Annotated in this window: 6 protein-coding genes; 1 reads left to right on the forward strand and 5 read right to left on the reverse strand. The window is 62.1% G+C overall.

Features of this window, described 5'->3' with window-relative positions; genetic code table 11:
- Nucleotides 1–355 precede the first annotated feature (355 nt).
- Entirely contained in the window at nt 356–2,596 is a 2,241-nt protein-coding gene (locus A6A03_RS00380; RefSeq protein WP_066782476.1) for a 6-phosphofructokinase, read from the forward strand.
- Nucleotides 2,597–3,916: 1,320 nt separating this feature from the next.
- On the opposite strand, the gene A6A03_RS00385 is transcribed toward A6A03_RS00380, so the two are convergent.
- The 5 genes from A6A03_RS00385 to rpoB form a co-directional block, all read right to left on the reverse strand.
- On the reverse strand, nt 3,917–4,444 hold the full coding sequence (locus A6A03_RS00385) for a single-stranded DNA-binding protein (RefSeq protein WP_066782478.1): 528 nt from the start codon (nt 4,442–4,444) through the stop codon (nt 3,917–3,919).
- 144 nt (nt 4,445–4,588) lie between these two features.
- Nucleotides 4,589–4,867, reverse strand: a complete 279-nt coding sequence (locus tag A6A03_RS00390) for an Lrp/AsnC family transcriptional regulator (RefSeq protein ID WP_066782481.1) — start codon at nt 4,865–4,867, stop codon at nt 4,589–4,591.
- Nucleotides 4,868–4,940: 73 nt separating this feature from the next.
- A complete protein-coding gene (locus tag A6A03_RS00395; protein WP_066782483.1) occupies nt 4,941–6,902 on the reverse strand; it encodes a glycosyltransferase family 39 protein in 1,962 nt (653 codons plus the stop codon).
- Between the two features lie 374 nt (nt 6,903–7,276).
- Nucleotides 7,277–11,779, reverse strand: coding sequence for a DNA-directed RNA polymerase subunit beta' (gene rpoC, locus A6A03_RS00400; protein ID WP_066782485.1), 4,503 nt, complete (start codon nt 11,777–11,779; stop codon nt 7,277–7,279).
- A gap of 146 nt (nt 11,780–11,925) precedes the next feature.
- A complete protein-coding gene (gene rpoB, locus A6A03_RS00405) occupies nt 11,926–15,609 on the reverse strand; it encodes a DNA-directed RNA polymerase subunit beta (RefSeq protein ID WP_066782486.1) in 3,684 nt (1,227 codons plus the stop codon).
- Nucleotides 15,610–15,756 lie beyond the last annotated feature (147 nt).

Below are 15,756 nucleotides of genomic sequence, written 5' to 3' on the forward strand. Positions count from 1 at the left end.
TCCCAGCGCACGCTTGCGCCTAACCCCCAACAAATCTCTGCGCCCTCTGCGCCCTTCGCGTCTTTGCGTTTAAAACTCTCTGCGCCTTTGCGGAACCGGACAGCCGTCCGGTTCTCCTGCGCCCTTCGCACCTTTGCGTTTAAAACTCTCTGCGCCTTGGCGGAGCCGGACAGCCGTCCGGCTCTCCTGCGCCCTTCGCGCCTTTGCGTTTAAAACTCTCTGCGCCTTGGCGGAGCCGGACAGCCGTCCGGCTCTCCTGCGCCTCTGCGTTACCGGGCTTGGCATCCTTTCCCGCCCCTGTGATATACTTGCGCATGCAACCAAGTCGCTATCCGCCAGAAAGGCGAGGGGCACTATGACAGACACAACGATTCGCATCGGGGTGTTGACCAGCGGCGGCGATGCGCCGGGCATGAACGCGGCGGTACGGGCCGTCGTGCGCACCGGCATTAGCCGTGGCTGTGAGGTATACGCGATTTACGAAGGCTATCAGGGGCTGATCCAAGGCGGCAAGCTCATCCGTCGTATGGATTGGAGTTCGGTCGGCGGGATTATCCATCGCGGCGGTACGATCATCGGCACCGCCCGCAGCGCCGAGTTTCGCACCCGCGAGGGTCGCCGGCGGGCGGCGGCTAATCTGCTTGCGCTCGGTATTGACCGGCTCGTGATTATCGGCGGTGACGGTAGCCTGACCGGGGCCGACCTCTTTCGCCGCGAGTGGCCAGAGCTGGTCGCCGAGCTGGTCGAAGCGGGCGAGGTGAGCAGCGCGCAGGCAACGGCTCACCCCCATCTGCGCATTGTCGGGATTGTCGGCAGTATTGACAACGACTTTTGCGGCACCGATATGACGATCGGCGCCGATACCGCCCTGCACCGGATTACCGAGGCGATTGATGCGATCAGCTCGACGGCGGCCAGCCATCAGCGCACCTTTGTGATCGAGGTGATGGGCCGCAATTGCGGCTATCTGGCCTTGATGGGGGCGATCGCCGGCGGCGCTGATTGGGCGCTGATCCCGGAAATGCCACCGCAGATGGATGATTGGGAAAAGCACATGTGCGATGTGCTGCGGATCGGGCGCGAGCATGGCCGGCGCGATAGCATTGTAGTCGTGGCCGAAGGAGCCTGTGATCGCCACGGTAAACCGATCACCGCCTCGTATGTCAGGAAAGTGCTCGAAGAACGGCTCGGCGAAGATACGCGAGTGACCATTCTCGGTCACGTGCAACGCGGTGGCGCGCCGAGCGCCTTCGACCGCTGGATGAGTTCGCTGCTTGGCGCGACGGCGGTCGAAGAACTGCTGGCTGCCGGCCCAGAGGCCGAGCCGAAGTTGATCGGCTTGCGCGAAAATCGGGTGGTGCGGTTGCCGCTGATGACCTGCGTCACCGATACCCGGCAGGTAGCCGAAGCGATTGCCCAGCACGATTACGAACGCGCGATGGCGCTGCGCGGCAACAGCTTTGTCGAAGCCTATCGCACCCTCGGCACGCTTATCCAATCACAGCCATCGCCCCCCGATCGCGTACGGCGGGGCTATCGCTTTGCGGTCATGCACAGCGGCGGCCCAGCGCCGGGGATGAACACGGCGGTGCGGGCTGCCGTGCGGATTGGGATTGATCGCGGCCACACTATCCTCGGTGTGCGCAACGGGTTTCAGGGCCTGATCGATGGCGATCTCTTCGAGATGGATTGGATGAGTGTGAGTGGTTGGGCGACGATGGGCGGAGCTGAGCTGGGTACCAACCGCAAGATCCCGCAGGGCAGCGAGCTGTACCAGATCGCGCGCAATATCGAGCGCTTCGGGATTGACGGCATCTTGATGATCGGAGGCTGGGCCGGTTATCAGGCCGCCTACAAAATCTACAGCGAGCGCCATATCTTTCCGGCCTTCAACATTCCGATCATCTGCCTGCCGGCCACCATTGACAACAATCTGCCCGGCTCTGAGTTGAGCCTCGGCGCTGATACAGCGCTGAACAGCATTGTGCATGCGATCGACCGGATCAAGCAATCGGCAGTCGCCTCGCGCCGCTGTTTTGTGGTTGAGGTGATGGGTCGCGACTGCGGCTATCTGGCCCTGATGAGCGGGCTAGCGACCGGGGCCGAGCGGGTCTATTTACCCGAAGAGGGGATTAGCTTGCGCACCTTGCAAGCCGATCTCGACGAGATGACGAACTGGTTCCGGCGCGGCAAACGGCTGAGCTTAATCATTCGCAACGAAAAGGCTAATCCGGTCTACACCACCTCGTTTATCTGCTCGTTGTTTGAGGAAGAGGGCGGCAAGCTGTTCGAGGTGCGACAAGCGATCCTCGGCCACTTGCAACAAGGCGGCGATCCATCGCCCTTTGACCGCATCCAAGCTACCCGCTTAGCCGTGCGTTGTATCGATTTTCTGATCGAACACGCCGATCAACGCCAGCCGGTGGGTGCATTTATCGGCTATCGTGGCGGTAAGGTGCAATTCCACCCGCTCGATGACATGCCGCGAATGATGGATCCGGTCTATTCCCGCCCCCGCGAGCAATGGTGGCTTGAGTTGCGCCAAATGACTCAGTTGCTCACCACCCCGCCATCACCGCAGCGGGTGGCAGGCTAAGGTGCGCAAACAACGGCGCGGCAAACGGAGCCGAGCGCAGCGAGCGAGATCATCAATGCAAGAAGGTCGGTCAGGGCGGGTTTCCAACCCGCCCCCAGATCCCTCCGCAGTTCAAGGGTGAACAGAACATACAAGCGTAGATGTGGTTGATGGCTTTACGATGCACCAGCTCACCCTCCCCCCCGTCCCCTCTCCCGCGACGCGGGAGAGGGGCGCTGCTGTCTTCCGCGGGAGCAGTGTCTGTTCCTTCCCCTCCACGTCTCGCCCTCGCCCGCCGTCAGGTGGCAGCGGAGGCCGGGGGGTGAGGGATCCAGCCCGCGCAGCGGGTCGTACCCCTCGCCCGGCCCTTCAGGGCCGGGTTCCCTGTTGTTTGCCCCACGCAATCTCCCCCTTCAGCGAGAGGAACCGCTCAGCGTACCCCTCCCGCCACAGCGGGAGATCGCTTCGCCGCGCTGCGCGCGGCTCGCAATGACAGAGGGTGAAGCGGGAGTAACCGCTCAACGCCCCGCTCCCCACCTGTCATTGCGAGGGGGCATAGCCCCCGAAGCAATCTCCTCCGTTAGTGGAACGGATGCCTAAGCGCACGGATCCCGTGCTCGCGGGGGATTGCTTCGCCGCGCTGCGCGCGGCTCGTTAGCCAGCTCACCCTCCCCCCCGTCCCCTCAGGGGCGCTGCTGTCGTCCGCGGGAGCAGTGTCTGTTCCTTCCCCTCCACGTCTCGCCCTCGCCCGCCGTCAGGTGGCAGCGGGGGCCGAGGGGTGAGGGATCCAGCCCGCGCAGCGGGTCGTACCCCTCCGCCCGGCCCTTCAGGGCCGGGTTACAGATGGTCTGTCCGCCCTTGAACACCTGTGTTGAGGAGCGGACAGAACATGCGGTCGATCATAATCGTTGATCGCGGTGTGATGCCTCAAAGCCCGACGCTGCACTCCCCTCTCCCGCGCCAGTGGGAGAGGGGCTGGGGGTGAGGGCACACCGGCGCATCCCCAAGCTATCAACTACATCTGCGCTCACGGGTTCTGTCCGCTCTTGAAGCGCTAGCAGCCGGCTATCCCCGCCCCAATGATGGCTCGCGTTGCGCCACATAACCCAATTGCTCACCACCCCGCCATCCGCAGCGAATGGCAGACTAAAGAAGCGCACGGCGGCAAGGCCAGCCGCGCAGATCGCAGCGAGCCAGCGCATAGGGTTAGCGTGAGTGGGTCAGCGTGAGTGGGTCAGCGCAGGTTGGTCAGAGCAAGTTGTAAGGGCGGGTTTCACACCCGCCCCATCCAGTCTGATCTCCCGTAAGGGCGGGTTTTCCACCCGCCCCCTGATCGATCCCCTAAAACGGAATATCCTCATCATCCAGCGGTTGGGGCTGGTTGCGCGCAGGAGCGCGGTTGGCCGGCGGGCGCGCCGCGGGTGAATTGTTGTTCGCCGGGCGCGGGCTAGCCGGCGGCGGCGGTGTACGGCGTACCGGCTCGTCAACCGGCTCGTCGTAGACCGGCTCGGCATCGGGTACCGGCCCGCGCTCGCCCTTAGCCGAGAGAATGATCATATCTTGCGCAATCACCTCGGTGGTGTACCGCTCTTGGCCGTCGCGATCCGTCCACTTGCGGGTTTGCAGCCGCCCCTCGATATAGACGCGGGTGCCTTTGGTGAGGTAGTTATTGCAGATTTCACCCAATTTATCCCACGCCACGATGCGGAACCACTCGGTCTCTTCGTGGGAGTTGCCGTCTTTGTCGCGCCACGTGCGGTTGCTCGCCACCCGGAAGGTCGTTACGGCGCTGCCTTGCGCAGTGTAGCGCATCTCTGGATCGGCGCCGAGATGACCCGTCAGTTGCACTTTGTTCAGATCCTTCGCCATCGTAACCCTCCTCGTCTCTCGTGTGTCATCGTCCCAACAGTACCGAACCGAGCGAGAGCTTTCCCGCACGTTCTAGAACTATTGTGCGAATTATAGCACCCGTTCCGCTGGCCGTCAAGCACATGGATTGCAGCTCGCTAACAATTACGATAAGCCAATATCGAACCCGGCTTCAAGGTCGCGCCGCGAGTAGCGACGGAAGGCGAGTACTGTCGTGGTGTGGCGCACCCCCGCAATGCGGGCAATGCCTCCCGGCACCGCCTCGTCGAGCGATTCGTAGTCGTTGACGCGCAACACCGCGATAATATCATAGTCACCCGTGACCGAATAGACTTCGGCGACATTGGGCAATTCGGCGACCTCTTGGGCGATGTCGCTGATCCGTTGCGGTTCGCAGGTAATGAACACAAACGCTGTCACCATACGCGCGCTCCTTTGCTCGCTGGCGGTTGTTTCACTCCATCATACCAGATGCACGCGCTGGCTTGGCGGCATTTCAAAACGGCTCTGGCGGGCGAGCGCGCCACAGCATTGGCGTGAGCCAGTACCAGAGCGTGTTAAGTAACACCACCATCCCAGCGCCAATCACACTTGCGCGCCCCATCCACCCGCGCCGCCAGAGCGCATCACTGGCCGCTGCTGTGCCCACAGCAATCGCCCAACTGAGCGCCATCAGGTAGCGTGGGCTGTTCGAGACTTGGGTGATAAACGGTAAGGCGGCAAAGATGATCGCGACAATGAAACTCAACCCCATCAGACCGGTGGTAATCTGCCACCCCTGCCAGCGCCATAGCAGCCAGAGGCCGGCCAGCGCAAACGGTACCGGTAACAACCCATAGTGCGCGATCAAACCCGCCTGCCAGAGAGTGCGCCAGAGCACTTCACGGCTGACCGGCCCGCGTCCGGCCACCGCGGTTAACCCGCCGCTCCGCGCCGTGTCGAGCTGCGCGAGAAACAGCGGCAGGTAGGCGCTGTAAAAAAAGATGATTGCAAACGCGGCGCCGCCGCCGATAGCAATCGTTAGCGGCCAGCGCACCCGTCGCACCCACGCCGCGCCCCGCCAGCCGGCGACCCAGACGATGGCTATCAGCATCCCCAAGAGCGCGCCGCTGCTGATCAGGAAGCCGAAATGGCCGAGAAAGACCAGTGCGCTGAGCGCCGCCAGCCCAAGGATCCACTCGTGGCGGTATTGCCCGGCCTGCCAGTCTTCCCACGCCCGAATCACGCCCCACAGCAGCAGCAGGTAGAGCGCCTGCGTGATAATGTGCGTATCAAACGACCACCACGTGGTGAGGTAAGTGGCGGCGGTAAAGATGTAGATACCTGCCGCCAACACTGCTATGCGCGGTGATAACACCCGGCGGGCAATGAAATAGACGATCACCACACTGAGACTGTCGGCCAGCGCCGCGCCGATCTGTAAGAGGAGCGGCGTTTCAAGACCGAATACCCGTAGCGGGGCTAGCAAGAGGTATGGCCCCGGCGGATAGGGAAAATCCACCCCGCGATTCTTCGAGATAATGGTAATCAATCCGCCAAGCATTTCGTGAAAGCGGTTGGTGTGGAACCCGATGTCGCCGGGCATACTCTCTGGGTAAAGCCGGCCCCCAATCCGGGTAGCGAAGGCAATCGCAACCATAGCCGCCAGCGCGTTACCGATCCCTTCCGGCAACGCTTGCCTGTGCAACCATGCCTGCACCGCGATGGTCAATGGATAAGCAAGGGCCAGCGCAGCAAACGCCGCTTCAGCCCCAAACGCCAACCGCACCGGATCGAGCACGATAGCAAGACAGAGTGCGCTAACCCCAATTGCGAACCCCCACCCGGCCCGTTGCACCAAGGTGCGCGCCAGTATCAACCAGCCGAGTACGATGGCCCCGGCCCACCACAGCAGCCGGTCAACCGCCGGCCATGCCCACCCGCCGGGTGTTGCTACAATCAGAATGCGTTCCAGCGGTACGCTTAACCAGCGTGGGTCTGGCGGGACTTGAAAACTGTCGCTTACCAGCCGGATGCGGAGATGACCATCGGCTGCAACCGGCAGCAGCAGCCATTGGCGGCTGGTGCTGCGCCTGACCGGCACTTCGGCGATGAGCTGATCATGACTCCACACTTGATAGGTAGCCGGCGCGAGATCGGCAATGGCATCACCAATCGGCAACCAACGAAACTGGACGATAGCGGCGCGAGCGCCAAAGCCAAGGAGATCGATTTTGGCATTGCCGCCAGTCCACCGAAACGTGCCATTGACTCCCGTTTCGGCAGTATTGAAATCGCGCAAGAATGGCAAATCGGCGTTGCCTACCCCCTCTTCGTACCCAACATCAATCACGTACTGGCGAGGTAATTGGGCTGAGAGCAACGCCGCCGCGACGAAGACGGCCAGCGCTATCCAGAGCGCCGGCGCGCGCAATGCGCGCCATTCTTGGGCGATAAGGTTGATGAAGCTGTGAGGCATACGTGGTACGGTTGTCGAACGCCTTGTGCTCGTTCGTGCGATCAGTTACAACATTGCGGCGTGCAATCCGCTATCAGTGTAACGCATGTCGCTTCATGTCATTGCGAGCCGCGCGGAGGGGCAGAGCGGTGCTCTGCCCCGCGCGGCGAAGCAATCTCCCGCGAGAACGAGAGTCACCCCTGCCCGCCGTGGGCATGGCCTTACCGGCCCGTCATGACCGTGCAAGCCATCGCACTCGCTACAGCGGGAGATTGCTTCGGGCGCTGCGCGCCCTCGCAATGACAGGAGGAGACCGGTCAGCAAAAAGGGGAAAGGGCGTGCAATGTCGCCCTTCCCCCTACCGCTGCTACTGCCAATGGCGTCGCGCGTCACGCTTACGACAGCAAATCTTCCTCGCCGTCCTCCGGCTCATCGTGGTCGCCGTCACCCGACAACAGCTCTTCCAGCCGCGCCCGTAACAGGGCATCGTTGTCGCTTTCCGGCGTGGCGTGACCGTTCTTGTCCGGCAATTGGGCAGCGCGTGGCGCTTCCGCCGGCTTCTCCTCGGACTGCTGCACCTCTTCGAGCATGCGCGCCATCTCGCTGATCAGATCCTCGTGCGGGCGCTCCAGCCGCTTCTCGATGCCGGTGCCAGCCGGGATGAGCTTGCCGATGACGACATTTTCCTTCAGGCCGCGCAGGTAATCGACCTTGCCCTGAATGGCGGCATCGGTCAGCACGCGCGTCGTCTCTTGGAACGAGGCTGCCGAGAGGAAGCTGTCGGTGTTGAGCGAGGCTTTGGTAATGCCCAGCAACACCGTCGCTGCCGTCGCCGGATCGCCGCCTTGGCTAACGATGTCGTTGTTGAGCCGGCGGAACTCAGTGCTGTCGATTAGCTCACCGGGCAGCAGGCCGGTGTCACCCGGCTCTTCGATCCGCACCCGGCGCAGCATCTGGCGCGCAATCACTTCGATGTGCTTGTCGTTAATGTTCACGCCTTGCGAGCGATACACCTTCTGCGCCTCGTTGACCAGATAGCGCTGCACCGCCTCGCGGCCCTGCAACTCCAGCAGCTCTTGCGGGTTGGCGCTACCGTCGGTCAACTGCTGGCCAGCCATCACCCGCTCGCCGTTTTCCACCCGGATGCGGGCATTGTGTGGCGCTACCAGCTCGCGCTCTTCGTGATCTTCCTGACTGACCACGATCCGGTCAGGTTGGATGAAGGCTTTGCCGGTGAGGCGAGCGACAATCTGCGCGCCACCCGGCCCTTCGGCGATCACCTGCCCTTCGTAGACATCGCTCTCGTGCTCGATGGTTGGCGTAAAGCCGCGCCCCAACGGATATTCGTCGGTGTAGACATCGGTCGAGACGATGCGGATGGTGCGCACGCCTTCTTCGTCACGCACAATCTGCACCACGCCGTCGATCTCAGCCAGCAGCGCTTTGCCCTTCGGCACGCGCGCCTCGAAGATCTCTTGCACGCGGGGCAGACCCTGCGTGATGTCATCGGCAGAGGCCACGCCACCGGTGTGGAAGGTGCGCAACGTGAGCTGGGTGCCCGGCTCGCCGATCGATTGGGCGGCGATGATGCCAACCGCCTCGCCGATTTCAACCAGCTTGCCGGTAGCGAGGTTGCGCCCGTAGCAGAGCCGGCACAGACCATGCTCAGCTTGGCAGGTCAACGGCGAGCGCACAAACACCGACTCTTGGCCGGAAGCCATGATCACAGCGGCCAGTTCTTCATCAATCTCGGTGTTGCGATCGGCGATCAATTCACCGGTCGTCTTGTGATAGATCGGCGCAGCAAGGATGCGGCCCAACATACGCACTTGCAGCTTCTCCATCAGCTCGCTGTCGTCGGCGCTGTGAAGCCACAAGCCCTCTTCGGTGCCGCAGTCTTCGATCGTGATAATCACATCTTGCGCCACATCCACCAACCGGCGGGTGAGATAACCGGCGTCAGCGGTGCGCAGCGCGGTGTCGGCCAAACCCTTGCGTCCGCCGTGGGTCGAGACGAAGTAGTCGAGCACCGAGAGGCCCTCGCGGAAGTTGGCCTTAATCGGCAACTCGATGATCCGGCCAGTCGGGTCAGACATCAAGCCGCGCATACCGGCCATCTGCGAAATCTGGTTGATGTTACCGCGCGCGCCTGAGGTTGACATCATCGCCACCGGGCCGAAGGGGTTGAGATTCTCCTTCACGGCGGCGATCGTCTGCTTGGTCGCCTCTTGCCAGATCCGCACCACCTCTTGGTAGCGCTCCTCTTCGGTGATCAGACCGCGGCGGAACTGCTTCTCGACATCGGCGACCAGTTGCTCGGCCTCGCGCACAATGTCGTACTTCTTGGCCGGCACTTCGATGTCGTCAATGCCGATGGTCATACCACCGAGGGTCGCATAGCGGAAGCCGAGCGCCTTGATCCGGTCGGCCTGCTGTGCGGTCATCTCTGAGCCATAGATGCGGGCCAATTCTTGCACGTGCTTATTACCGTGCGAAGCGCGCACCTCGTTGAGCTGCTCTTCGCTCAGGTTGCGCAGATTGGTGTAGTACTGGTAGCAATCGGCGATGATCTCCTTGAGACCCTTCTTGTCGATCAGGCGATTGCGGAAGCGCAGCGGCGTTTGCAGCTCGTTATTGAGCAACACCCGCCCGATGGTCGTCTCAATGACCATGCGCGGCGTCCCGTCAGCAGCGGGAGGCAGCTCGCGCACCGGACGGTCGCTCTTGCCGGAGATCGTGCCGTTCATCCGGATCCAGATCGGCGCTTGAATATCAACCAGATCCTTCTCGTAGGCCAGCATGGCTTCGTCAATCGAAGCGAAGCGCTTGCCCGACCCCTTCGCACCATCGCGCACCATCGTCAGGTAGTAGCACCCGAGCACGATGTCTTGCGATGGGGTAATGATCGGTTCGCCGTGGGCCGGACTGAGCAGGTTATACTTGCTCAGCATGCGGGTGCGGGCCTCTTCCTGCGCCTTGCGCGAGAGCGGCACGTGTACCGCCATCTGGTCGCCGTCGAAGTCAGCGTTAAACGCGGCGCAGACGAGCGGGTGCAGTTGGATGGCCGACCCCTCGATCAGCTTGGCCTCAAAGGCCTGAATCGAGAGCCGGTGCAGCGACGGCGCGCGGTTGAGCAGCACCAGATAGTCTTTAATCACCTCTTCGAGCGCGTCCCACACTTCGGGGCGGACACGCTCGACGGCGCGCTTGGCGTTCTTGATATTGTGGGCCACACCCCGCTCGACCAGCCGGCGCATCACGAACGGCTTAAACAGCTCTAGCGCCATCTTCTTGGGCAGACCGCACTGGTGCAGTTGCAGGTTCGGCCCGACCACGATCACCGAGCGGCCCGAATAGTCCACCCGCTTGCCGAGCAGGTTCTGGCGGAAGCGGCCCTGCTTGCCCTTGAGCATATCGCTCAAGCTCTTGAGACGATGCTTGCCCTTGCCGCTCACAGCACGCCCGCGGCGACCGTTGTCGATCAGCGCGTCAACCGCCTCTTGCAGCATACGCTTCTCGTTGCGCACGATGATTTCGGGCGCATTCAGTTCGATCAGCCGCTTGAGCCGGTTGTTGCGGTTGATCACCCGGCGATAGAGATCGTTCAGGTCACTGGTGGCAAAGCGACCACCGTCGAGCTGCACCATCGGGCGCAGGTCGGGCGGGATCACCGGCAGCACGGTGAGGATCATCCATTCAGGGCGATTGCCACTCTTGCGGAACGCCTCCACCACGCGCAGCCGCTTGGTCGCCTTCTTGCGGCGCTGGCCCTGCGAGGTCTGCACCTCCATTTGCAGTTCCTCGGCCAGCTTTTCGAGATTCACGGTGCGCTCGATCAATTCGCGCACCGCACCGGCGCCCATATCGGCGCGGAAGACACCGGGGGCAATATCGCGCAACTGGCGATACTCAGTCTCGGTGATGATCCGGCCCACCTTGAGGCTATCGAGCTGTTCGAGCTTCTCCTTCTCTTCGCGCACGAGATTATCAAGCTCGCGCTGGAGCCGCTCTTGCAACCGCTCTTGCTCTTGGGTCGCCTCATACGCCTTGCGCTCGCGTTCGGCGTCAGTCAACATCTCGGCATCGGCCAGATCGCGGCGGCGGCGCTCTTCGAGCACCTCAAGCTCTTGCTCAACCAATTCGTCGAGCTGGTCGAGGGTATTGTCGTTAATCGGCTCACCCTCTTCGACCACCGTCACGCCGCGGAAGATAACATCTTCGTCGGCGAGGGTGCCGCTCATCTCTTCCAACCGCTCGCGCAGCCGCTCGGCCTCATTCGCGATCTCATCGCGCAACCGGCGGTACTCCTCTTCGATCTGGCGCTGCGTGCTGCGCTGAGCCGTCTCCATGCCGCCGAGGTCTTGCGTAAGCTGGGTGCTCAGCTCGATCCGCTTCTCTTCGGCTTGGCGCTGGATCTTCTCGCGACGGGCGGCGTACTCTTCCTGAATCATCTCGCGCGCCACCTGCAACATGTCCTCTTTCACCTCGACGATGATGTACGAGGCGAAATAGAGCACGCGCTCGAGGTTGCGCGGCGAGATGTCAAGCAGCAGGCCGAGCCGTGACGGCGTGCCTTTGACAAACCAGATGTGGCTGACCGGCGAGGCCAGATTGATATGACCCATGCGCTCGCGGCGCACCTTAGCCCGCGTCACCTCGACGCCACACTTATCGCAGACGACGCCCTTGTAGCGCACGCGCTTGTACTTGCCGCAGAAGCACTCCCAGTCTTTGGTCGGGCCAAAGATGCGTTCGCAAAACAAGCCGTCGCGCTCAGGCTTGAGCGTGCGGTAATTGATCGTTTCAGGCTTGGTGACTTCGCCGTGCGACCACGATCGGATATCCTCAGGCGAGGCGAGACTGATCCGAATGGCGTTGAAGTCGTTAATTTCCAGCATGTGGGCTTACTCCTGTAGCGGAAGCGTACCGCCAGACTCCACGCGCCCAGCGCGGCTGGCCCGCGTTGGCGCAGCTATTGGGTCAGATCCGTTTTGTTCGGCGTGGCCGGGCGACGGGGAATACCGCCGCCCGGATGGGGTCGTGGTTAGAACTCGCCGCGCTCCATGCCGCTCAGGTTGATACCTTCGAGCGCGCCGATGTCGCTGTCGAGGTCATCGCTCAGCTCAACCGGCTTCTCATCGGCGCTCAACACCTCGACGCTGAGACCAAGGCTTTGCAGCTCCTTGATCAGCACCTTGAAGCTTTCGGGCACGCCAGCCTCTTGGATCGGCTCGCCCTTCACGATCGCCTCGTAGGTCTTGACGCGGCCAACCACATCGTCGGATTTCACCGTCAACATCTCTTGCAAGGTGTAGGCCGCCCCGTATGCCTCCAACGCCCAAACTTCCATCTCACCGAAGCGCTGGCCGCCGAACTGGGCCTTACCGCCGAGCGGTTGCTGGGTCACGAGGCTGTAGGGGCCGGTCGAACGGGCATGGATCTTATCTTCGACAAGGTGGGCCAGCTTGAGCATATAGGCATAGCCGACCGTCACCGGATGATCGAACTTCTCGCCGGTGCGCCCGTCGTAGAGCGTCACCTTGCCGTCGGCGGGCAAGCCGGCCTGCACCAGCAGGTCTTTGATCTGTTCCTCGTGCGCGCCATCGAACACCGGCGTGGCGACGCGGAAGCCAAGGCGGGCAGCGGCCCAACCAAGGTGGGTTTCGAGAATCTGGCCGATATTCATACGCGACGGCACACCGATCGGGTTAAGGATGATGTCCACCGGCCGGCCATCGGGCAAGAAGGGCATATCCTCGATCGGCAGCACCCGCGACACCACACCCTTGTTGCCGTGGCGACCGGCCATCTTGTCGCCGGCGCTGATCTTGCGCTTCTGGCAGAGCAACACGCGCACAGTCTGATTGACGCCGACCGGCAGCTCAGCGCCCTCGCTGCGCGAGAAGACCTTGACATCGATCACCTTGCCGCGCACGCCATTGGGCACCCGTAGCGAGCTATCCTTCACCTCACGCGCCTTCTCGCCGAAGATCGCGCGCAGCAGCCGCTCTTCCGCCGTCAGATCAGTCTCGCCCTTCGGCGTAATCTTACCGACCAAGATATCGTTGGGCTGCACCTCGGCGCCGATGTAGATAATGCCGCGCTCATCGAGATTGCGCAGGCTCTCTTGGCCGACGTTGGGAATGTCGCGGGTAATCTCTTCGGGGCCGAGCTTGGTATCGCGCGCCTCCACCTCATACTTCTCGATGTGGATCGAGGTAAAGATATCTTCGCGCACCAGCCGCTCGCTGACAAGGATCGCGTCCTCGAAGTTACCGCCTTCCCACGGCATATAGGCCACCAGCACATTTTGGCCGAGAGCCAACTCACCCTGATCGGTGCTCGAGCTATCGGCGATCACCTCACCGGCCCGCACCCGCTGCCCGCGCACCACTGCCGGACGCTGGTTGATACAGGTGTCTTGGTTGCTGCGCATAAACTTGCGCAAGCGATACTCGGTCTGGGTGCCGTCATCCTCTTCCACCACGATCCGGCTGCTAGTGGCGCTCAGCACGACGCCATCACGGCGCGCGACCACCACCTGACCGCTATCGCGGGCGGCGCGGTACTCCATCCCGGTGCCGACGATCGGTGCATCGGGCCGCAGCAACGGCACCGCCTGCCGCTGCATGTTCGATCCCATCAGGGCGCGGTTAGCGTCATCGTGCTCAAGGAAGGGGATGAGCGAGGTCGAGACGCTCACCACCTGCTTGGGCGACACGTCCATATAATCCACCCGCTCAACCCGCTCGGTGACGAAATCCTCGCCGAAGCGGCACGAGACGGTCGTTTCGAGGAAGCGATTGTGCTCATCGAGCGGCGCATTGGCCTGCACGATCACAAAGCGGTCTTCCTCATCGGCGCTCAGGTAATCGACCTCTTGCGACACCACCGGGCGGATCTTGATATGCTTAATCGGCAACGAGACAATCCGCTCGGCCAAGGCGCGATTAATTTCGGTGCCAGCCTCGGCGATCACCTCGTCGGTATCGGGATCGACAATATCCTCGCGCAGAATCTGGCCGCGCAGCAGCCCGATCGTGATCTGGCGGGCAATCTGGTCATCCACCCGCGTGCCCTTCGCCGCAATCAGCTCGCCGGTGCGCAGATCGCGCACATCGCGCAGCAACACGCCCTTCTCTTTCCAGACCTGCGCGTTATCGACGCTGTTATACACCTTGCGGTACGGCGTCTCAAGGAAGCCCATTTCGTTGACGCGGGCGAAGGTGGACATCGTGCCGATCAGACCGATGTTCGGGCCTTCCGGCGTCTCAACCGGGCAGATACGGCCATAGTGCGAGTGATGCACGTCGCGTACTTCAAAGCCGGCCCGATCGCGCGAGAGACCGCCGGGGCCGAGAGCTGACAAGCGGCGCTTATTGGTCAGCTCCGCCAGCGGATTGGTCTGATCCATAAACTGGCTCAACTGCGAACCGCCGAAGAACTCGCGCATCGCCGCCACCACTGGCCGAATATTCACCAGACCATTCGGCGTCGCACTGGCCGGCTCTTGCAGCGACATGCGCTCTTTGACCACGCGCTCGAGGCGCAGCAGGCCAACCCGGAATTGCTGCTGGATCAGCTCGCCGACGGTGCGCACGCGGCGATTGCCGAGATGGTCAATGTCATCGGGGCGACCGTAGCCATTGTTGAGCAAAATCATCTGCTCGACAATGCGGAAGATATCGCGCGGCAGCAGCACGCGCACGCTCAGATCGGGCGCCTTCGCGCCATCACGGCGTGCATCGCGCTCCCAGAGGTTCTTGTTCAACTTATAGCGGCCCACCTTCGCCAGATCGTAGCGGCGCGGGCTAAACAGCAGCGACTCGATCAACGAACGCGCATTCTCAAGCGTCGGCGGATCGCCGGGGCGCAAGCGCTTGTACAGCTCAAGCAGCGCCTCTTTCGCGTTGCGCGACGGATCCTTATCGAGCGTCGCCTGAATATACGGGTGCTCGGCCACCGTATCAACATGGCGGAACAGCTCGATCATCTGCTCGTTGTGCCCATACTTATCCAACTCATTGTCTGGCGCCCAGCGCCCGCTGCCATCTTCTTCGGCCAGCCATGCGCTAATCGCGCGCAGCAGAATCGTGACTGGAATCTTGCGCTTGCGATCAACCTTGACGCTAATCACATCGCGCTTATTGGTCTCGAATTCAAGCCATGCGCCACGGTTCGGGATCAGCTTGGCCGTATGCAACGAACGGCCGCTGGTCGGATCCTTCTCATCTTTGAAATAGACGCCGGGCGAGCGGATCAACTGCGACACCACCACCCGTTCGGCCCCGTTGTAGACAAAGGTGCCGTTATCGGTCATCATCGGGAAGTCGCCGAGAAAGATTTCAGACTCCTTAATTTCGCCGGTGGTGAGAATGCGCAATTCCACCCGCACTCGCAACGGCGCGGCGTAGGTCAGATCGCGTTCACGGCACTCGAACTCGTCGTAGCGCGGCTCGCCGAAGGTATAATCGCGAAAGTGGAGCTCAAGATTCTTACCGGTAAAATCGGTAATCGGCGAGATCTCATCGAAGAGTTCGCGCAGCCCCTCGCGTTTGAACCATTCAAAACTCTTGAGTTGGGTTTCGATCAGCAACGGCAGATCAATCGCGTCCTTAATCCGGGCAAAGGAACGGCGCTCGATCCGGCGCGACCGGCGACCATCGGCGCCCGGGTCGATCGGGGCGATCAGCGGCTGAAGGACCACGCTCTCAATCAACGGGGGCATACGCACCTCTCCTCTATCACTTAGTAGGTGGGCTCACGGCGCTCCGTGGCAACCAGTTTCGTCAAAAAAACAGAAACAGCCGTCCTGCCGCTCTCCCTTCAGCGGGTTACCGGCAGACTGGCACACGTCTCGTTCGCTGTTCAATAT

This window comes from Chloroflexus islandicus (assembly GCF_001650695.1).
In the GTDB taxonomy this organism is placed as follows: Bacteria; Chloroflexota; Chloroflexia; order Chloroflexales; family Chloroflexaceae; genus Chloroflexus; species Chloroflexus islandicus.